Source organism: Rhizobium albus (assembly GCA_030160035.1).
GTDB classification, from domain to species: Bacteria; Pseudomonadota; Alphaproteobacteria; order Rhizobiales; family Rhizobiaceae; genus Georhizobium; species Georhizobium albus.
In genome coordinates this window covers 216,672-236,942 of sequence record BSNO01000001.1, presented here as the reverse complement: position 1 = coordinate 236,942, position 20,271 = coordinate 216,672, and the positions used below count along the sequence as shown (strand labels likewise).

General features: G+C 63.4%; 18 protein-coding genes. 14 read left to right on the top strand and 4 right to left on the bottom strand.

Going from position 1 to position 20,271, the window contains the following annotated elements; all coding sequences use genetic code 11:
- Positions 1–2 precede the first annotated feature (2 nt).
- Genes QQL76_RS01060 through QQL76_RS01045 form a run of 4 tightly spaced genes read right to left on the bottom strand, consistent with a single transcriptional unit; the run spans position 3 to position 4,566 of the window.
- Positions 3–1,379 carry a BCD family MFS transporter gene (locus QQL76_RS01060; RefSeq protein ID WP_499205995.1) on the bottom strand — a complete coding sequence of 459 codons (1,377 nt, stop codon included), beginning with the start codon at positions 1,377–1,379 and terminating at the stop codon, positions 3–5.
- 2 nt (positions 1,380–1,381) lie between these two features.
- On the bottom strand, positions 1,382–2,293 hold the full coding sequence (gene chlG, locus QQL76_RS01055) for a UbiA prenyltransferase family protein (protein WP_499205994.1): 912 nt from the start codon (positions 2,291–2,293) through the stop codon (positions 1,382–1,384).
- A 46-nt stretch (positions 2,294–2,339) separates the two neighbouring features.
- A complete protein-coding gene (gene ppsR, locus QQL76_RS01050; protein ID WP_499205993.1) occupies positions 2,340–3,764 on the bottom strand; it encodes a transcriptional regulator PpsR in 1,425 nt (474 codons plus the stop codon).
- A 22-nt stretch (positions 3,765–3,786) separates the two neighbouring features.
- The gene (locus QQL76_RS01045) at positions 3,787–4,566 is read right to left on the bottom strand and encodes a cobalamin B12-binding domain-containing protein (RefSeq protein ID WP_499205992.1); all 780 of its coding nucleotides are present in this window, start codon (positions 4,564–4,566) and stop codon (positions 3,787–3,789) included.
- A 225-nt stretch (positions 4,567–4,791) separates the two neighbouring features.
- Between QQL76_RS01045 and bchF the strand changes: the two genes are divergently transcribed.
- Genes bchF through hemA form a run of 14 tightly spaced genes read left to right on the top strand, consistent with a single transcriptional unit; the run spans position 4,792 to position 20,235 of the window.
- Positions 4,792–5,307 (top strand): 2-vinyl bacteriochlorophyllide hydratase, encoded by a 516-nt coding sequence (gene bchF, locus QQL76_RS01040; RefSeq protein ID WP_499205991.1) that lies wholly within the window; start codon positions 4,792–4,794, stop codon positions 5,305–5,307.
- Positions 5,304–6,608: a ferredoxin:protochlorophyllide reductase (ATP-dependent) subunit N gene (locus QQL76_RS01035; RefSeq protein ID WP_499205990.1), complete on the top strand. Its 1,305-nt coding sequence runs from the start codon at positions 5,304–5,306 to the stop codon at positions 6,606–6,608. Before bchF ends, QQL76_RS01035 begins: the two co-directional genes overlap by 4 nt.
- Positions 6,608–8,137 (top strand): ferredoxin:protochlorophyllide reductase (ATP-dependent) subunit B, encoded by a 1,530-nt coding sequence (bchB, locus tag QQL76_RS01030; RefSeq protein WP_499205989.1) that lies wholly within the window; start codon positions 6,608–6,610, stop codon positions 8,135–8,137. The genes QQL76_RS01035 and bchB overlap by 1 nt, the downstream gene beginning before the upstream one ends.
- On the top strand, positions 8,112–11,813 hold the full coding sequence (locus QQL76_RS01025; protein WP_499205988.1) for a magnesium chelatase subunit H: 3,702 nt from the start codon (positions 8,112–8,114) through the stop codon (positions 11,811–11,813). The genes bchB and QQL76_RS01025 overlap by 26 nt, the downstream gene beginning before the upstream one ends.
- The gene (bchL, locus tag QQL76_RS01020; RefSeq protein ID WP_499205987.1) at positions 11,810–12,706 is read left to right on the top strand and encodes a ferredoxin:protochlorophyllide reductase (ATP-dependent) iron-sulfur ATP-binding protein; all 897 of its coding nucleotides are present in this window, start codon (positions 11,810–11,812) and stop codon (positions 12,704–12,706) included. Before QQL76_RS01025 ends, bchL begins: the two co-directional genes overlap by 4 nt.
- Positions 12,706–13,407 carry a class I SAM-dependent methyltransferase gene (bchM, locus tag QQL76_RS01015; RefSeq protein ID WP_499205986.1) on the top strand — a complete coding sequence of 234 codons (702 nt, stop codon included), beginning with the start codon at positions 12,706–12,708 and terminating at the stop codon, positions 13,405–13,407. Before bchL ends, bchM begins: the two co-directional genes overlap by 1 nt.
- Entirely contained in the window at positions 13,404–14,837 is a 1,434-nt protein-coding gene (locus QQL76_RS01010; protein ID WP_499205985.1) for a BCD family MFS transporter, read from the top strand. The genes bchM and QQL76_RS01010 overlap by 4 nt, the downstream gene beginning before the upstream one ends.
- 26 nt (positions 14,838–14,863) lie before the next feature.
- Entirely contained in the window at positions 14,864–15,628 is a 765-nt protein-coding gene (puhA, locus tag QQL76_RS01005; protein ID WP_499205984.1) for a YlmC/YmxH family sporulation protein, read from the top strand.
- Entirely contained in the window at positions 15,625–16,305 is a 681-nt protein-coding gene (gene puhB, locus QQL76_RS01000) for a PH domain-containing protein (protein WP_499205983.1), read from the top strand. The genes puhA and puhB overlap by 4 nt, the downstream gene beginning before the upstream one ends.
- A gap of 4 nt (positions 16,306–16,309) precedes the next feature.
- Entirely contained in the window at positions 16,310–16,810 is a 501-nt protein-coding gene (puhC, locus tag QQL76_RS00995) for a photosynthetic complex assembly protein PuhC (RefSeq protein WP_499205982.1), read from the top strand.
- A complete protein-coding gene (locus QQL76_RS00990) occupies positions 16,807–17,115 on the top strand; it encodes an O2-dependent cyclase accessory protein (RefSeq protein WP_499205981.1) in 309 nt (102 codons plus the stop codon). The genes puhC and QQL76_RS00990 overlap by 4 nt, the downstream gene beginning before the upstream one ends.
- Positions 17,112–18,179 carry a magnesium-protoporphyrin IX monomethyl ester (oxidative) cyclase gene (gene acsF / locus QQL76_RS00985; protein WP_499205980.1) on the top strand — a complete coding sequence of 356 codons (1,068 nt, stop codon included), beginning with the start codon at positions 17,112–17,114 and terminating at the stop codon, positions 18,177–18,179. Before QQL76_RS00990 ends, acsF begins: the two co-directional genes overlap by 4 nt.
- A gap of 10 nt (positions 18,180–18,189) precedes the next feature.
- Positions 18,190–19,002: a DUF3623 domain-containing protein gene (puhE, locus tag QQL76_RS00980; RefSeq protein ID WP_499205979.1), complete on the top strand. Its 813-nt coding sequence runs from the start codon at positions 18,190–18,192 to the stop codon at positions 19,000–19,002.
- A gap of 18 nt (positions 19,003–19,020) precedes the next feature.
- Positions 19,021–20,235, top strand: a complete 1,215-nt coding sequence (gene hemA, locus QQL76_RS00975) for a 5-aminolevulinate synthase (RefSeq protein WP_499205978.1) — start codon at positions 19,021–19,023, stop codon at positions 20,233–20,235.
- The last annotated feature ends 36 nt before the right edge of the window (positions 20,236–20,271 follow it).

The following is a 20,271-nucleotide window of genomic DNA, read 5'->3' as shown; positions in this document are numbered from 1 at the left end:
GCTTACTCCGCGGGTTGCAGAACATCTGGTGAAGGCGAGGTCGTCGCGCGGGGCCTTGCCGAGGACGGCATGGCGATTGCGAGAGCGACGGCGGCGGCAATCAGGAAGAGACCGGCTTCGATCATGAACACCAGCGCGTAAGCCTCTTCGACGGGAAGAACGGCACGCGCGATGTCGACGACGATCGTGCCCGCAAATCCGCCGAGCCCGAAGGCAATCGCCTGTGCTGCGCCCCACAGCCCCATGCGCATGCCTTCGCGCGGCCGCTCACCCGGTCCGTTGGCAGCACCGGCAAGCGCCATCATGGAGCCGATCGCAGCAACCGCGAACACGCCATTGGCAAAACCGAGCGCAAACACATTGGCCGTCAGCGGCCATGCGCCATGGCTCTGAGAGGATGCCCCGAGCAGAGCAAGCGCCATGGCCGAAGCGATACAGCCAGCGACCGTGAAGATCTTCAAAACGCCTGGGCGCGTGCGGCCAAGGCTGCTGCCGAGAAGGCCCACCAGAAGCATGCCGATGAAGACACCGCCACTCTGGATCCCGGAAAGCGTAGTGGTTTCACCGGGCGTCATGGCGAAAACCAGGCCCGCATAGGGCTCCAGGATGAGATCCTGCGCACTGAAGGCGAGCATCGACAGAAAGACGAAGATGGTGAAGCGACGCGCCTGCCGGTCGGCCCAGGCATCGGCCAGGCTTTCACGAAAGGACACCTTTGCCACCACCTGCTCGGGTGCAAGCTGGGAATTGCGACGCAATCTGCCTTCGATGCCGGCAAGCGACAGGCCGGCCAACGCCAGCGCGGCGGCACTGACGATCGCGGTGACGACGACGAGCCGCCCCGGCGTGAAGGGATCGAGAAAGGCGCCCGCAGCAATGGACGTAATCGCCATTCCTGCAATCATCATCAGCCAGACGAGCGTGGCGGCTCCCGCGCGGCGGGGTGCTGCCGTATTCGTGGCCAGAAGCGCCAGCAGCGAGGTGCCGGCAGCACCGATGCCGATCCCGATCAAAATGAAGTCGACCACCGCGAGTGCCATGCCCAGCGCGAAATTCGTCGCCATCACAGCGCTTGCAGCGGCCGCACCAACACTGCCGAGGCCGGCAAGCGCGAGGCCGCCGAGAATCCACGATGTGCGCCGACCGCCGATATCGGATCCATGGCCCCAAAGCGGCCGCGTGATCTGCACGGCATAATGAAGCGTCACGAGGATCCCGGGCACGATGGCCGCCAGCGCCAGCTCAACGACCATCACCCGGTTCAGCGTCGACGTTGAAAGCACCGCAATGGCGCCGAGCGAGGCCTGCACAAGGCCCAGCCGGAGGATATCGATCCAGCCAAGCGCGCCATGGGCATTGCTTTGCCTCGCATCGCCCATCGTCAAAGCCCGCCCTGAAGGCCGCGAAGCGCAAATGCCGCAGCGAGCATGCCGAGAACGTAGAGCGTCGTGCCGGTTGCGTTGTACCAGGCTGCACGTCCTTCCGGATCGGCGAGAAGCCGGCGCATGAGGCCAAGCTGCACCACGATCAGGGCCGCAACGATGGCGGCATGCACTGGCGCGCCCCAAACAATGAGCAGAGCCACCACGGCAATTTGCGCCGCAGCCATGAAGAAGCAGGCGACCCGGCAGGCTCGATCGGTTCCGAGCGTCACCGGCAGGGACGCGAGCCCCATGCGCCGATCGCCCTCGACAGCCTTGAAATCGTTCAGCGTCATGATCCCGTGCGCGCCGATACTGTAGAGCAGCGCGATGATCAGCGTCTTGTGGCCCGGATAGCCGCCAAGCGCCGCAGCCGCAGCCGTGAACCAGGGCAGACCTTCGTAGCACAGACCGACCGCGGCGGCGCCGAGCCAGCCATTGCGCTTCAAGCGCAGCGGCGGGGCGCTGTAGATCCAGGCAAGAACGAGGCCCACCACGGTTGCGCCCAGCACCCAGGGGCCAAGCAAAAAGCCGATCCAGAGCGAAATGACGCTGGCTATGGCCGCAATGTAGAACGCCCAGCGTCCCGGCATGCGCCCGGACGGCACCACCCGGTGCGGCTCGTTGATCGCATCGACGAACCGATCGTACCAGTCATTGGCCGCCTGGCTTGCGCCACAGACGAGCGGACCGGCGAGGAGAATGCCGAGAACGATGGCGACCCAGCGCTCCTGCAGCGGCACGCCGGATGCAACAACCCCGCAGCCAAACGCCCACATAGGCGCGAACCACGTGATCGGCTTCAACAGCGCGATCGTCGCGGAAAGCGAGGGGTAGGCAGGATTTGGATGCGCGGTCGCAAATTGAGCCATAGCAAAAGCTACGACTGACGGGTCATACTGTCAATTTAAATTGACATCACTCTTCGCCGGTAAAGTCCGCGAGATTGTAGCGACGCAGCTTGATGTAGAGGCTCTGGCGGCTCAAGCCCAGCATTTCGGCAGCCGATGCACGATTGTTGCCCGTGAGGCGAAGCGCGGATTCGATACACATTTTCTCGATAATATCGGACGTGTCCCGAACGAGATCCTTGAGGGGAACGCGCCCGACTAGGTCCGCAAATTGCTCCACCTGATAGGGCAAGCCGCCCTCGCCGGCCGTGCGCACGACATCGGCAGCAACAGCCGCAACTTCCCTGATCGAAAATCCGAACGTGCCGCCAGCCTCGTCGATCTGTCCGGCCGACAATTCAACATCGTGCCGCCCGCCAAAACCATCGCGCAGGATCGTCTGAAACCTGCTGACGACCCGGTGCTCTCGCAGGTTGGACAGAATGATCTGCACGTCCACGCCCGTAACGCCAAGCCAGTTATCGAGCGACTTGCCCACCACCCGCTCCGGGCTCAGCACCCGAATGAGATCGAGGAAGGCAGGGTTCGCCTCCAGCACGACACCCTGCCGATCGGTCACCACATGGCCATCGGGCAGGCCGCTGAAGAAATCCTTGCCATAAGCCTCGCCGGCCAATGGGCCTCCGCTCGGCTTGATACGGATCAGCAGTTCCACCGCCCCTGCAAGGCGAAACGGTACGATGGAGAGAGTGAGAGTGCCGATACCATCGGCGGCATCGACGACGATCTGCTCCGAAACCCCACGCGCACGCACGTCGGCAAGCGTCGCCGCCAGTTCGGCGGGCTCGCTTGTAGCCAGCAGCTGGACCGAGGACATGCCGATGAGCTTGGCAACCGGGCGCCCGAACAGCCGACCCGCAGCTTCATTGGCATCGATGATGCGCAGGCTTGTGCCGTCGAGGGCGACCAGCCCTTCATCCTCCGCCTGAAACAGCACGCGATACCGGGCTTCCGCATCCCGCAGCCGGCGATAGTCGCGCTCCATCTCGATCTGCGCTGCCACGAGTCTCTGCTGCATTTGCGCGACGCTGCGCAGATCCGAGCCGAGAGCGAGATGGATTTTCTGATCCGGGAAGCTCAAAAGCGCATAAGACACGGGCAGGTCAGGAAAACCGAGAGCCGGATGATTGACCTGCCGCGCTCGCGTGCGTGAATTGCGCGCCGCATCGGCAAGCAGCGCCTCGACCTTTTCGAGGCTTTCGAGCGTCACGGTCTCTGCGAAAAGCCGGCCGATCCAGGATTCCGGCCTGTATTTCGACAGATCGCGGTCGCGATAGGCGACGTCGATGACGGTGCCATCGGCGTTCAGCACGAGCGTGATGTCGGATGCGGTCTGAGCGATCGCCAAGATAGCAGCCGGGCCGAGATCACCCAGCAGGGACTGCTGGCTCGCAAAGGAGCGACTGAATTCGTCGGCAGGTTGATGGTCCATCAAGGCCGTCCAGTTCCTTTACCTACCGCACCAAAGCTTGCTCCCGCCCCACATGCGATCCCAATCGCAGCTGCGCAAGAAAAACCGCCGTGTCGGGATCCGTCGCCAAGAAGTCCGCACCGACACCAACGGCGTACTCTGGGCGACTGACGAACGCATTACCTCCGACGAGGAATAAAACGTCCCGGGTCTTCTCCCTGTTACGCACGTTCCCGATAAACAATGTCAACCTGTCGAGCAAGCATTCGGCAGACAGAGACAGCCCTACCAGATCGTATCTGTGCATAACCAGTGCCGTCATGAGTTCGGCCTCGTCGGCTCCCGTGCGCAAGTCGACGGCGTAACCGGCACGCTCGAATGCCAGCGCCACGTAATGAAGGCCGAAATCATGCGTCTCACCCGGCGCCGCGGAAAGCAGGATGGAGCGGGCGCCGACATTGGGCGGTCGATGGCGCTGCCGAACTTCCTGCACGAGCAGACGCTTCAATCTTGAGACAGCGACCGTGACGTCGAGAAACGACCAGACATCGCTGGACCAATAGGCACCCGCAAGCCGCGCGGCTGGTGCAAACACCGCATCCTGAATGGTTTGTCGCCGTTGCAACCTGTCGCGCAAAATGTCCACCGCACGCTCGCACGCCCAGAAGCCGGGCGCCCGCAACGTTTCGGTAAAAGCCGCAATCATCATGTCATCGATAGGCAGCAGCGGCGCAAATGGGCGTTGCGCACCGATCTGCCGCAGGTAATCGGCAGGCCGACCGTTCAAGCCGACCGCTTGGATACGATGTGCAGTATCGCTCATGGGCCACCTCGCTCGACGACCCCATCGCCATGACTGGTGTTGATCGGGCACCAAAGAAGGGCGTCGGTCGCTCCGGCGCCGGCACATCATCAGTGTCATTGGAGCATGACCCAATTGCAGCCCATTGTAAATCTAGATGTACGTCATGTTTAGTTGACACATGCCTTTGCGCGGCGGTACTCTCCATTCAACAGCTGCAGTTCAGTGCAGCAGGAGGCAAGGCGCATGGCGGGATCGAGTACCAGGCAGTGCGTAGCGCTTTATACGGTTGAAGAGCGCGCCCGCCGGGACCGGACCGTGTGGACCCTGGTTCAGGGGATCCTTGCGCCGATACAGTTCCTCGCCTTCGTCGTCTCCGCCCTCTTGATTGCGCGCTATCTCGCAACCGGCGGGGAAGCGACGGCAGCCCACGCATCCGTCGTCGTCAAGACCTTGCTTCTCTACGCGATCATGATCACCGGCTCGATCTGGGAGAAGGTCGTGTTCGGTCGCTACCTCTTCGCACCCGCCTTCTTCTGGGAAGACATGTTCTCGATGGTGGTGCTGGCGCTTCATACCGCCTATCTCGCGGCGCTTCTTTCAGGCGCACTGGAGACCACACAGCTTCTCTGGTTGGCGGTGGCCGCCTACGCAACCTATGTCATCAACGCCGCCCAGTTCATCGTGAAGCTGCGGCAGGCCCGGCTTTCACGCAGTGACGACGCGACCGCTGCCTCCTATGCAGGAGGCGCAGCGTCATGACCACCGTGCTCGACCGGACAGCCGCACCCGCAACACCTTCTACCTTGCCTGCGCCCCTGTTGCGCGAACGAGGTCAACGTGAAGTCTTCTGTGGCCTCACCTCCATCATCTGGCTGCACCGCAAGCTGCAGGACGCATTCTTCCTAATCGTCGGATCGCGGACATGCGCCCACCTCATGCAGTCTGCCGCCGGCGTGATGATCTTTGCCGAGCCCCGGTTTGCAACGGCGATCATCGAGGATCGCGACCTCGCCGGCATGGCCGACCTGCATGACGAGCTGGACCGCATCGTTGCCCGCGTCGTGGCGCGGCGCCCGGAGATCCGGATGATCGTGCTCGTCGGCTCCTGCCCTTCGGAAGTGATCAAGCTCGATCTTTCCAAGGCGGCCGAACGGCTGCAGGCCCGCGGCCAACACGACGGCGTTCGCTTCCTCACTTATACCGGCAGCGGCATAGAGACGACGTTCACCGAAGGCGAGGACCGGTTCCTCGCAAGCCTCGTGGCGGCCCTGCCCGCGCAGGAACAGAACGCCAAACCGCGCCTGCTCGTCGCCGGCTGCCTGGCGGACGTGGTGGAAGACCAGTTCCGCCGCATCTTCACCGCGCTTGGTATTGAGCAGGTCGATTTTCTGCCCATGCGCGAAAGCACGGTCATGCCGTCCATCGGCCCGTCGACCACGGTGCTTCTGGCGCAGCCCTATCTCACCGAAACCGCCCGTCTCCTGCAGTCTCGCGGTTGTCAGCTGCTGCATCCGCTGTTTCCGCTCGGCGAAGAAGGCACGACCGCCTGGCTTCAGGCTGCGGCAGACGCATTCGGCGTCGATCCCGGCCGGTTCGAGGCCATAACCCGGCCGGGACGCGATCGCGCCCGCATCGCGATGACGCGCGCCCGCTCCGAACTTGAGGGCAAGACGCTCTTCCTGTTCCCGGATTCACAGCTGGAACCAGCCCTGGCCCGCGTTCTGTCGCGCGAAGCAGGCATGGTGCCGATCGAAGTCGGAACGCCGTTCCTCAACCGCCAGCACCTGTCCGCCGAACTTGACCTTCTGCCAACCGATGTGACGCTCAGCGAAGGCCAGGATGTCGACCGCCAGCTCGATCGGCTGCGCGATGCTGCGCCGGATCTCACAGTTTGCGGCATGGGCCTTGCTAATCCGCTCGAGGCGGAAGGGTTCGCGACCAAATGGTCGATCGAGCTCGTCTTCACCCCTATTCAGGGCTACGACCAGGCCGGCGATCTCGCCGAGCTGTTCATCCGCCCCTTGCGCCGTCGCGCGCTTCTTCAGACCGGGAGAGCGTAATGCAGCTCGCGATGTGGACATATGAAGGGCCACCCCATGTCGGCGCGATGCGGATCGCAACCGCCATGCGCGGGCTTCATTACGTGCTGCATGCGCCGCAGGGCGACACCTATGCCGATCTGCTGTTCACGATGATTGAGCGCGACGCCAAGCGTCCGCCGGTGACCTACACCACCTTTCAGGCGCGCGATCTCGGTGCCGACACCGCAGCGATCTTCAAGACCGCCTGCGCCGACGCCGAAGCGCGCTTCAAGCCGGACGCCATGATTGTTGGCGCTTCCTGCACGGCAGAACTGCTGCAGGACGATCCAGGCGGGCTTGCCGCGGCTCTCGGTCTTTCCATTCCCGTCGTGGCGCTGGAACTGCCTTCCTACCAGAAGAAGGAAAACTGGGGCGCGGCGGAAACCTTCTATCGCCTCGTGCGCAGCTTCGCCGCTGGCCCGACGCCCGAGGGCCGCAACCCGGCCAGTTGCAACATTTTGGGCCCCACGGCGCTTGGCTTCCGCCATCGCGACGACGTCGAGGAGATCTGCCAGCTGCTGGTCTCGATCGGTGTAACGGTCAATGTGGTCGCCCCGCTCGGCGCCTCCGCGCACGATTTGACCCGGCTTCCGCAGGCGGCTTTCAACGTCGTGCTCTACCCCGAGATCGCCGCGACGAGCGCGAGTTTTCTGAAGGAGCGTCACGGCCAGCCCTTCACGAAGACGGTTCCCATCGGCAGCGGCGCTTGCCGCGATTTCGTTGCAGAAGTGGCGCAACTGGCAGGTCTCGATGTCGAAGCTGCGCTCGCCAAGATCCAGTCGCGCGCACCCTGGTACGCCGCCTCGATCGACAGCAATTATCTCACCGGCAAGCGCGTCTTCATCTTCGGAGATGCGACGCATGCCATTGCCGCGGCCCGCATTGCCCGCGACGAGCTCGGCTTCACCGTTTGCGGTCTCGGCTCCTACACGCGCGAATTTGCCCGCGACGTCCGTGCTGCCGCGAAGACCTACGGCCTGGAAGCACTGATCACCGACGATCATCTGGAAGTCGAGGATGCCATCATCGCGGCGCAGCCGGAACTCGTGCTCGGCACGCAGATGGAGCGCCATGTCGCCAAAAGGCTGAAGGTGCCCTGTGCGGTCATCTCATCACCGGTGCATGTGCAGGATTTCCCCGCGCGTTACTCGCCGCAGATGGGGCCGGAGGGCGCAAACGTCATCTTTGACAGCTGGGTCCACCCGCTGATGATGGGCCTGGAAGAACACCTTCTCGGCATGTTTCGCGACGATTTCGAGTTTCACGACGGGGCCAACCCTTCGCACCTGGCTCCTGCAAGCCAGAAGACCAGCGAGCCGGAAGCACCGCAGATCGTCCCTCCAGGCGCGCCCGCTTGGGCGCAGGACGCCGAAAGCGAACTGAAGAAAATTCCCTTTTTTGTCCGCGGAAAGGCACGCCGCAACACAGAACGTTTCGCCACAGACCACGGTCTGTCCACCATCACAATCGAGACGCTCTACGATGCAAAAGCGCATTACAGCCGGTGAGACCACGCCGATCGCCGTGACCATCGTGACGCTCGACAGTCACATGGCGAGCGCGGTCGAGCGTGCGGCACGGCTTCTTGCGCCGGAGCTTCCCGGGCTTCGCCTGACCCTGCATTCGGTGGCCGAATGGGGCGACGATCCGCTCGCCGCCGATCGCTGCCGCGACGATATCGCCTGCGCCGACATCGTCATCGCCAACATGATCTTCATGGAAGAGCACATCCGCACCGTGCTGCCGTGGCTGACGGCGCGGCGCGATCATTGTGATGCCATCGTCGGCTGTCTGTCCGCCGGTGAGGTGGTGAAGGTAACGCGGCTTGGCGATTTCGCCATGAACAACCCGACCGGCGGCATCATCGGACTTTTGAAGCGCCTGCGCGGCGCCTCTAAGTCAGGCCAGCAGGCCGGGCGTCAGCAGGTGCGCATGCTCAAACAGCTGCCGCGCATCCTGCGCTTCATTCCGGGCAAGGCGCAGGACCTGCGCGCGTATTTCCTGACGTTGCAATACATGCTCGCGGGTTCCGACGAGAACATCGCCAACATGGTGCGTTATCTCGTCGGCCGTTACGCCAGGGGTAACCGCGCCGTCCTGCGCGCAGCGGTTGCCGCCGAAGCGCCCACGGAATATCCCGAAATCGGCGTCTACCATCCGGACCTCCAAACACGCGTAAGCGACCGCGCCGATGCACTGCCGCGCAAGGCTGGTAACGGCGGCACCGTCGGCCTCATCATCATGCGCTCCTACGTGCTGGCCGGAAACACCGCCCATTACGATGCGGTCATCCGCGCCATGGAAGCGCGTGGCCTCAACGTCGTGCCGGCTTTTTCTGCCGGTCTCGATGCCGGCCAGGCCGTGGAGCGATTTTTCCTGGGTGACGATCGGCCGCGCGTCGATGCCGTGGTCTCCCTCACCGGTTTTTCCCTGATCGGGGGGCCCGCCTATAACGACTCGCACGCCGCGCAGACGCTTCTTGCCCGCCTCGACGTGCCGTATCTCTCAGCCTGTGCCATCGAGTTCCAGGGTCTGGACCAATGGCACCGCTCGGGCGAGGGCCTGACACCGGTGGAAACAACCATGATGGTCGCTCTTCCGGAAATCGACGGCGCGGGTGGCCACATGATCTATGGCGGCCGGGCAGGTTCTGCTGGCGGACGCGACATGCAGCCGGAGCCGGAGCGCGTTGCGATGCTGGCTGCAAGGGTTGAGCGTCTCGTCCATCTGCGCCGTTCGAAGCGCGCTGATCGCAAGGTAGCGATCGTGCTCTTCAATTTCCCGCCAAATGCCGGCGCCACGGGCACGGCTGCCTATCTCTCCGTCTTCCGCTCGCTCTTCAACACGTTGAAGCGCATGCAGGCGGAAGGCTATGACGTCGCTCTTCCCGAAAATGCCAACGCGCTGCGCAAGGCTGTGCTCGAAGGAAATGCAGCACGGTTCGGTACACCGGCCAACGTCACCGCACGCATTTCGGCCGAAGACCATGTGCGGCGCGAACCGCATCTGGAAGAGATCGAGCGGCAGTGGGGCCCGGCACCAGGCCGCGATCTGACCGATGGCCAGAACATCCAGATCCTCGGTGAGCGCTTCGGCAATATCCTGATCACCATCCAGCCGGGGTTCGGCTACGAGGGCGACCCGATGCGGTTGCTGTTTGAACGCAGCTTCGCACCGACCCATGCATTTTCCGCCTTTTACCGATATCTGCGCGAGGATTTCGCGTCGGATGCCATCCTGCATTTCGGCACCCACGGCGCACTCGAATTCATGCCGGGCAAACAAGCCGGGCTTTCCGGAGATTGCTGGCCGGATCGCCTCATCGGCAGCGCACCGAACATCTATTTCTATGCCGCGAACAACCCGTCGGAAGGCACACTCGCCAAGCGCCGCTCCGGTGCGACGCTCGTCAGCTACCTGACCCCACCCGTCACCAAGGCCGGCCTCTATCGCGGCATGGTCGATCTGAAATCGGCGATCGATCGCTGGCGCGCCACCCCTCCAGCCGCGCATCGCGAACGTGTCGCGTTGGCCCAGTTGATCCGCACGCAGGCAGCCGCACTCGATCTCGTCGCCGACGATGCCGTGTTCGACGGGGCTGGCAGCGATGAAATCGCGGCACTCATGCGCGATCTCGCTGACCTGGAAGCAACGCTCATACCGCACGGCATGCATGTGGCCGGTGAGCCGATCACCGCATCTGAGCGCGTGGATCTTCTCAAGGCAATCGCCGAGGCCGATCAGCAGACTGCGCTGCCACCCGAAGTGATCGACATGATCGCGAATGGCGCCAACCCCTCTCTTGCTCTCAAGGAGCACGGCATCGCCCCAACCGGCGCGCAACTCATTCTCGCCGAACGCCTGGCCACGGCGAACGGGCATCTTTCGACCGACAGCGAGCTCACCGGCCTGATCGCAGCGCTCGATGCCCGCTTCATCCGCCCGGTTGCCGGCGGCGATGTCGTTCGCACGCCTGAAATTTTACCGACCGGCCGCAACATTCATGGCTTCGATCCCTTCCGGCTCCCCAGCGCCTTTGCCTGCGCCGATGGCCGCGAACAGGCAGACAAGCTGCTGGCCCGCCACATGGCCGATACAGGCCAACTGCCGGAATCCATTGCGCTGGTGCTGTGGGGCACCGACAACATCAAGAGCGAAGGCGGCCCGATCGGCCAGGCGCTGGCGCTCATCGGTGCATCCCCCCGCTTTGACGGCTATGGCCGGCTCGCAGGCGCAGATCTCATCCCGCTTGAAAAACTCGGCCGCCCGCGCATCGACGTGGTCATGACGCTCTCCGGTATCTTCCGCGACCTCCTGCCGCTGCAGACGAAGCTTCTCGCGGAAGCCTGCCAGTTGGCTGCCGCCGCCGATGAGCCGCTCCACATGAATTTCGTACGCAAGCACGCGACCCGCTATGTGGAGCAATCGGGCTGTTTGCTGGAGACCGCGGCACTGCGCGTCTTTTCCAACGCGGCAGGCACCTATGGGTCCAATGTCAATCAGCTGATCGACAGCGGGGCCTGGGACGGCGAGGACGAACTGGCCGAAGCCTATCAGCGCCGCAAATGTTTCGCCTACGGCGTGGACGGCAAGCCGGTGCGTCAGGCGGAACTTCTCGGCGATATCCTGGCCGGTGTCGACGCCGCCTATCAGAACCTGGAATCGGTCGAGCTCGGCGTCACCACGGTCGACCATTATTTCGATACGCTCGGCGGCATCAGCCGTGCGGTGAAGCGTGCGAGCGGCACGGACGTTCCGGTCTATGTGGGTGACCAGACCCGCGGCGCCGGCAAGGTGCGCACCCTCGCAGAGCAGGTCGCGATCGAAACCCGCACCCGCACGCTGAATCCCAAATTCTACGAGGCGCTGCTCGATCACGGCTACGAAGGCGTGCGCCAGATCGAGAGCCACGTGACGAACACGCTCGGCTGGTCGGCCACAACCGGCCAGGTCGCGCCTTGGATCTACCAGAACATCACAGAGACATTCGTGCTGGATGAGGCCATGCGTCGCCGCATGGCCGAACTCAACCCGCAGGCTTCTGCGCGTCTCGCCGGTCGGCTGATCGAGGCCCATGAGCGCCGTTACTGGCAGCCGGACGCCGAAACACTCGACGCCTTGCTCGAGGCGAATGACGAGCTCGAGGACCGTCTCGAAGGCATATCGGTGGAGGCCGCAGCATGAACGTCTATACACGACCAGACCTCAAGGGCCGCGGGGACGGAGAAGGCAGCGTCCAGGTTCACCTCGATCCCGACCTGAAGATCGAAACGGCAAAGGTTTTCGCCATCTACGGCAAGGGCGGCATCGGCAAGTCGACGACCTCGTCGAACCTGTCGGTGGCGTTTTCGCTGCTCGGCAAGCGCGTTCTGCAGATCGGTTGCGATCCCAAGCACGATTCGACGTTCACCCTCACGAAGTCGCTGATCCCGACCGTCATCGACATCCTGGAAGAGGTAAATTTTCACACCGAGGAATTGCGGCCGGAAGACTTCGTCTTCGAAGGCTACAACGGCGTGCGCTGCATCGAGGCCGGCGGACCGCCAGCCGGCACGGGCTGCGGCGGCTATGTGGTGGGCCAGACGGTGAAGCTCCTGAAAGAGCATCATCTCCTGGAAAACACCGACATCGTCATCTTCGACGTTCTCGGCGACGTCGTCTGCGGCGGCTTTGCATCGCCTCTGCAACATGCGGAACGCGCGCTTGTCGTGGCCGCCAACGACTTCGACTCCATATTCGCGATGAACCGCATCATCGCGGCGATCAAAGCCAAGTCCAAGAACTACAATGTGCGTCTGGGAGGCGTGATTGCCAACCGATCCCACGCGACCGACGAGATCGATCGTTTCAACGCGGCCGTCGGCCTGGAACGGCTCGCGCACATCCCGGATCTCGACGCGGTCAGACGCTCGCGACTGAAGAAGTCGACGCTGTTCGAAATGGACCTGACGCCGGAAGTGGAGCGCGCCCGCGCCGAATACATGGCGCTCGCCCGCACGCTGCTTTCCGACAATCGGGAATTCGATGCGCAGCCGATGAAGGATCGGGACATCTTCGATTTCCTGGGGTTCGAGTGATGGAGAGCCCGACCTACAAAGCCCGGCGCGACGAGGTCCGCACCTATTTCGACTCGACCGCGCTCGAAGCCTGGAAGCGTTTCGCCGGGGGCTCGCCGCTTGGCCGCATTCGCGACAGCGTGCGCGAAGGCCGCAGCCAGATGCGGGAGACGATCCTCTCGCGCCTGCCTTCCGACTTGCAGGGCTGGCGCATCCTGGATGCAGGCTGCGGCACCGGCGCAATCAGCATCGCTCTGGCGCGGCGCGGTGCAAGCGTGGTCGGCGTCGACCTTTCGCCCGAAACGATCGCCTACGCGCAAGAGAACCTTCCGGCCGATTGTCGTGACGGCGCAATCGAGTTCCGTCATGGCGACATGCTGGACAGCGGGCTCGGTCCGTTCGACGCCGTGGTGGCGATGGATTCGCTCATTCACTACAGCACGCCGGATGCCGTGGAGGCACTGGCAGGGCTCGGCGCCCGCACACGCCACACACTGCTCTTCACCTATGTGCCGCGCACGCCGCTGCTCGCCGCGATGCACCTGACCGGCCGGCTGTTTCCCAGGCGCAACCGTGCGCCTTCCGTCACGCCGACGTCGCCGGAAGCCATCGTCGCACAGATCGCCGGCGCACCGGCGCTGATCGACTGGCAGGCCTATGGCCGCCACCGCATCAGCCATGGCTTCTACACCTCCGAACTTCTGGAGTTGATGCGGCGATGAGCACTGCGCGCAGCCAGAAAACGGGCATGGCGTTGCTTTGGCGCTCGGTGGGAACGCGCTTCCTACCGTTTGCCGATGCCGCGAGCCCCGGGCTGCCGCTTGCACGCCTGCTTCGCCTTTCGCTTTTTCAGGTTTCCGTCGGCATGGCCATGGTGCTGCTGACCGGCACCTTGAACCGCGTCATGATCGTCGAGCTCAACGTGCCGGCGGCGTTGGTTGCGCTCATGGTGGCGCTGCCGATCGTGGCCGCGCCCCTTCGTGCGCTCATGGGCCACCGCTCCGATACCTATCGCTCCTATCTCGGCTGGCGCCGGGTTCCCTTCATCTGGATGGGCACGCTGCTTCAGTTCGGCGGCCTGGCCATCATGCCTTTCGCGCTCCTGCTGCTTTCGGGTGATGGCCACTACGGGCCGCTGGGCGGGCAAATCGGCGCCGCGCTCGCGTTCCTGCTGGTGGGCGCCGGCATGCACATGACGCAGACCGCAGGCCTCGCACTTGCCTGCGATCTCGCAGAACCGAAAAACCGGCCGCGGGTCGTCGCGCTGCTTTATGTTTTCCTCTTGGTCGGCATGCTCATCTCCGCGATCGTCTTCTCCGCCCTGCTCGCCGACTATTCGCATCTCCGGCTGATCCAAGTCGTGCAGGGCGCCGCGATGGTCACGATGGCGCTGAACGTGATCGCCCTCTGGAAGCAGGAGGGCCGTGATCCGGCACGCACCCGCCATGACCGCCCGCGCCCGGCCTTTGCCGAAGCCTGGGCGTCGTACATGGCGTCTGGACGCTCGGGACGACTTCTCGCCGCGCTGGCATTGGGAACGGTTGCATTTTCCATGCAGGATGTGCTGCTCGAGCCCTATGGCGGGCAGGTGCTGGCCTTGCCGGTCGGCGCCACGACGATGCTCACGGCCATTCTCGCAACCGGTACGCTGGTCGGTCTCGCCATCGCTGCGCGTCTTTTGTCATCGGGCTTCAACGCCTATCGCCTCGCGGCCATCGGCGCGCTGGTCGGTGTTCCGGCCTTCTCGCTCGTCATCATCGCGGCACCGCTGGAATCCGCCCTGATCTTCCGTCTCGGCACGGCATTGATCGGGCTCGGTGGTGGCCTTTTTGCGGTCAGCATGCTGACCGCTGCCATGGACCTTTCCGACAATGGCGACAGTGGTATTGCGCTTGGCGCTTGGGGCGCGGTGCAGGCCACCTCCATGGGGCTCGGAATCGCCGCCGGCGGCCTTATCCGCGACGGCGTCATGCACCTTGCCGCGCAAGGCTCGGTCTTCGACCAGGTCTCGGCCGGCTACGGAGTCGTCTACCACATCGAAATTGGACTGCTCTTCGCCACGCTCATCGCGATCGGCCCGCTTGCCCGATACCCGGGGCCACGGACCGGCACACCGCGCGAACGCTTCGGCATAATGGAATTCCCCAACTAGCTCGGGGCTTGAGGAAGGACACGGCAATGGAAATCGGCGCAATCACAGGCTACATGGACGTTGCTCAGCTGGCGCTTTACGCCTTCTGGCTCTTCTTCGCCGGCCTCGTCTTCTACATCCGTCGCGAAGATCGTCGCGAGGGCTATCCGCTCGAGCGTGATCCCACCGGCGAGATTCATCGACCAAACGAATTGTTGATGGCGGAGCCGAAGACCTTCTTCCGCCCCCACGGGGCCGGCCCCTACACCGTGCCCAACAACAAGCGTGACAACCGCCCGATCGCCGCTGCCCGACTAGCGCCATGGCCCGGCGCACCGTTGACGCCAACCGGCAATCCTCTCGTCGACGGCGTCGGTCCGGCCGCCTGGGCGGAGCGTGATGATCGCCCCGACATGACGCATGATGGCCGCCTGCGCATCGTGCCTTGGTCGAGCGACACCCATTTCATGATCGCGATGGGGGATTTCGATCCCCGTGGCCTCCCGGTGATAGCCGTTGACCGCCGACAGGCGGCCACCGTCACCGATCTCTGGGTCGATCGGGCCGAGCACATGGTCCGCTATCTCGAGGTGGAACTGACGGGCGGGCGCCACGTGCTCGTCCCGCACAATCTCGCCCGCATCAAGAAAACGCAGGTCGACGTGAAGTCGCTGACATCTGCCCAATTCGCAGACGTGCCGGGTCTCAAAGCAATGGACCGGATCACGCTGCTCGAGGAAGACAAGATCATGGCGTATTTCGCGGGAGGCCATCTCTACGCGATACCCGAGCGTCTGGAGCCCCTGATATGAGCGCTGTCTCCCACGACGATTTCGCGTTCGACCACGCCCCCGGCCTGCCCGAAGCCTTACCCCAGAACGAGGCCCTTCTTTGGCAGGGCTCGCCGGACTGGCGCGCGCTTTCAAGGGATGCCTTTCACCTGCGCGCCGTGGCGATCTACTTCGGGCTGCTGCTTTCATGGCGCTTCGTGACGGCACTCTATGATGGCCTTGGCGTCACCGCCGCCCTGGTCCATGCCGCCTGGATGGTGCCGGTGGCGCTCGCCGGCATCGGCATCCTGCTCGGTCTCGGCTATGCCTATGCGCGGACCACGATCTACACACTGACGAGCAAGCGCCTGCTGATCCGCTCGGGCCTCGCGCTTCCCGTCACGCTCAACATTCCCTTCGCGCGCATCGAGAGTGCCGCTGTGCGGCCACTGACGAAATCCGGCGCAGGCAATATCGCTTTGAAGGTCGCGCGTCCGGATCGGATCGCCTGGCTCCTCCTCTGGCCGCATGTGCGCCCGTTGTCGCTGCGCGATCCCCAGCCGATGCTGCGTGCCGTTGCAGATGCGGATGTCGTGGCCAAGCACGTTGCCCGTGCGCTGGCCGCCGACGCCGGCCAGGTTCAGCCGCGCTTTACCGTTGTCTCGAACGTAGAGCGGCCTGCCCAACAGGTAGCGCAGCCCGCACCGGCAAGGGGATAATCTGATGGCGCCGATCAACATCATGTCAAAGCCCGGCCAGCAGCGCATCTATGCGAGCCCGCTCGCCTGGATGGTCGCGGTTATGGTGTTGTCGATCGGCTTCGCTGCGGTCGGCGGGTTCGGCCTGGGCGCAATCGATCGGCCGGCCCACACGGTCGCCGCGGTACAGCTTTCTTTTGCGGATCGCTCCAACGGCGCTGTTGATGTGATCGATGCCCGCACCGGCCATGTGCTGCAGCGCGTAAAGCCCGGCGAAGGCGGCTTCCTGCGCGCCACGATGCGCGGGCTTGCCAACGAGCGCAAACGCCGCGACATCTCTGACGACCTCCCCTTCGCGCTTGAGCGCACGCAGGACGGCCATGTGCTCCTCTCCGATCCGGCAACCGGCCGGCTCGTTGCTCTGGATGCCTTCGGCCAAACCAACCGGGCCGCCTTCGAGCGCTTCCTGGACGACCGGAAACTTGCCGCGGCACTGCCGACCACTTCTCAGGGAGAACGACCATGATGATGGAAAAGCTCACGCTCACGCGCACCCGGATCGACCTGCCCTGCCGCATCGAGGTGTGCCACACCTTCGAAAGCCTGCACGCGCACATGGAACTGTCCGGTGACATCGAAATAGAGCCAGGCGACAGCGTGCATGTCCACGGCCCGGAGATCGCCGTGCCCTATGGTGAAAAGGCCATCTTCAACCGCATGGCAACGGTGACCAAGGCATCCTCCCCGGAGAAGCTTTGGGTGCGCATGACCGGCGACTTCGAATTTATGGAACTCTTGGAATTCAGCTTCTCGTCGGGAGAACGGCTATGACCATCGAAACACTCTCTCTCCAGTCGCGCGACACGACGGGCATGGCGACCGAAACCACCATGCTCTCGCCGCGCTTCTACACCACCGATTTCGCGGAGCTCGACCGCACCAATGTCGAGCCCGTGCGCCGCGAGTGGGATGCCCTCATCGCCGAAATGGAAGCCGATCCCAACAAGGGCCATTTCAAGCGCGACGAGAACTGGGACAAGATCGATTTCGAAGCGCTGCCGGAAGGCTTGCGAAACGAATTCGTAGACTTTCTCGTCTCTTCGCTGACGGCGGAATTTTCTGGCTGCGTGCTCTACAAGGAGATGAAGAAGCGCGGTCAGAACCCGGACATCGTCAAGCTGTTCGGCCTGATGAGCCGCGACGAGGCCCGCCATGCCGGGTTCATCAACGATGCGCTCAAGGAATTCGGCATCGGCGTCAATCTCGGCTTCCTGACGAAGGCGAAGAAATACACCTTCTTCCGGCCGAAATTCATCTTCTACGCCACCTACCTGTCAGAAAAGATCGGTTACGCGCGCTACATCACCATCTACAGGCACCTCGAGCGTCACCCGGAGCGCCGCTTCCACCCGATCTTCAAATGGTTCGAGAAGTGGTGCAACGACGAGTTCCGGCACGGTGAAGCCTTCGCTTTGCTGATGCGGGCCAATCCCGATTATCTGGTCGGCACCAACAAGCTCTGGGTGCGCTTTTTCCTGCTCGCAGTATTCGCCACGATGTATGTCCGCGATCAGGCACGCCCGGAGTTCCACAAGGCGCTCGGCATCGATCCGGTCGAGTACGACTACCGCGTCTTCCACCTGACGAGCGAGATCACCCGCCAGGTGTTCCCGCTGGTGCTCGACATCGACAATCCGAAATTCGCGCGCGGCCTGGAAAAGCTCAGCGTCATCAACGCCAAGCTGAACGACCTCAACGGCAAGCAGGGCGTGAGGGCGAAAGCTTCGCGCGCCATGCTGATTGCACGCGCGGGGGCGATCTTCGTCCGCCTCTACGCTTTGCCGGTGAAGGAAAATGCACTGCCGGAGGCAAGCCGCCTCCAGCCGGTCTGGTAAGCAAAAAGCCGTGAGCGCTTATCTCGCACCCATCGCCTACGCCCTGTTCCTCTGGTGGTTCGCCACAGGAGCGATCCTTTTCCTGGATGGGCTACCCCGGCGCACATACGGTTTCAGTATGGCCGGGGCGACGGTGATGTTGGTTGCGGGTCTCGTCGGTCTCGCCTGGACCGGAACGCAAGCGGGCGTTTCGGCGGTCTATGGCGCTTTCACCAGCGCACTGGCCATCTGGGCCTTCATCGAGATGAGTTTCCTCATGGGCTTCGTGACGGGGACGCGGACGCGACCCTGCCACGCCCATTGCAGCGGGCTCGCCCATATGGGGCACGCCATCGGCGCGATCATCTGGCACGAACTGTTGATCGTCGCGGCGGCGATCGTCATCGCCTTGTTGACTTGGAGTGCGGAAAACCAGGTGGGTTTCTGGACCTTCATGATCCTGTGGGGCATGCGCGCCAGCGCCAAGCTCAACCTGCATTTCGGGGTGCGCAATCTTGGCGAAAGCCTTTTGCCGCCGCATCTTGCCTATCTGAAAAGCTTCTTACGAAAGCGTTCGATGAACGCTTTCTTTCCGGTTTCGATTACCATCTCGACAGTCATCGCCACAGCGATGGGCCTAGCCCTCATCGACGCAAGTGATGCCGCGCAAATCGCCGGCCTGACGCTGCTTCTGACGCTTCTGGTTCTTGCCGTTGTCGAGCATTGGTTCCTCGTCCTGCCGCTGCCGGTGGACGCGATCTGGAACTGGAGCCGGTCTGGGGTCGGGGCGACACAACTTGGCGCGAAAGCGCCCGTCGCACCCGCTAAAGTTCATGTCGAGTAGGGGGAGGAAAACGCGATGATGGATTTCGAAAGTTTCTTTGCAGGCCAATTGGAGGACCTCCGCAAAGAAGGCAATTACCGCGTTTTTGCCGACATCGAACGTCGGAATGGATCATTCCCGCACGCGACCCGCTTCACGGAAAATGGCGAGCAGAGCGTCACCGTCTGGTGCTCGAACGACTATCTCGGTATGGGCCAGCACCCGAAAGTGGTCGAGGCCATGAAGGAAGCGATCGACCGCTGTGGCGCAGGCGCCGGCGGCACCCGCAACATTTCCGGCACCAACCACTACCACGTGCTGCTCGAGCAGGAGCTCGCCGATCTGCACGGCAAGGAAGCTGCACTCCTCTTCACCTCGGGTTACGTCTCGAACTGGGCGGCCCTCGGAACACTCGCTTCGAAAATCCCTGGCTGCATCGTCTTTTCCGATGCGCTGAACCACGCGTCCATGATCGAAGGCATCCGCCACTCGAAAGCCGAGCGCGTCATCTGGAAGCACAATGACGTTGCCGATCTGCGTGCGAAGCTCGCAGCTGCCGATCCGAAGGCGCCGAAGCTGATTGCCTTCGAGAGCGTCTATTCGATGGATGGCGACATCGCGCCGATCAAGGAGATCTGTGACGTCGCCGATGAGTTCGGCGCCATGACCTATCTCGACGAAGTGCACGGCGTCGGCCTCTACGGCCCGCGCGGCGGCGGCATTGCCGAGCGCGAAGGCCTGATGGACCGCCTGACGGTGATCGAAGGCACGCTCGGCAAGGCGTTCGGCGTGATGGGTGGCTACATCGCCGCTTCCACCGCGCTTTGCGACTTCGTGCGCTCTTTCGCCTCCGGCTTCATCTTCACCACCGCACTGCCGCCGGCGCTTGCCGCAGGCGCGCTGGCCTCGATCCAGCACCTGAAGCAGAGCCAGTTCGAGCGCCTGCGCCACCAGGATCGCGTGGCGAAGTTCCGCCAGGGACTGGACGCGATCGGCGTGCCTTACATGCCGAACCCGAGCCACATCGTCCCGGTGATGGTCGGCGATCCGACAAAGTGCAAGTGGCTGTCGGACCTTTTGCTCGACAATTACGGCATCTACGTTCAGCCGATCAATTACCCGACCGTGCCGAAGAAGACGGAGCGCTTGCGCATCACGCCGTCCCCGGTGCATGACGATGGGGCGATGGCTGAAATGCTACATGCACTGAGCGATCTCTGGTCACACTGCGCCTTGTCGCGCGCTGTCGCCTAAAGCAAGGCGCGCAGCCGCCATGAACAGAGGGGAGAG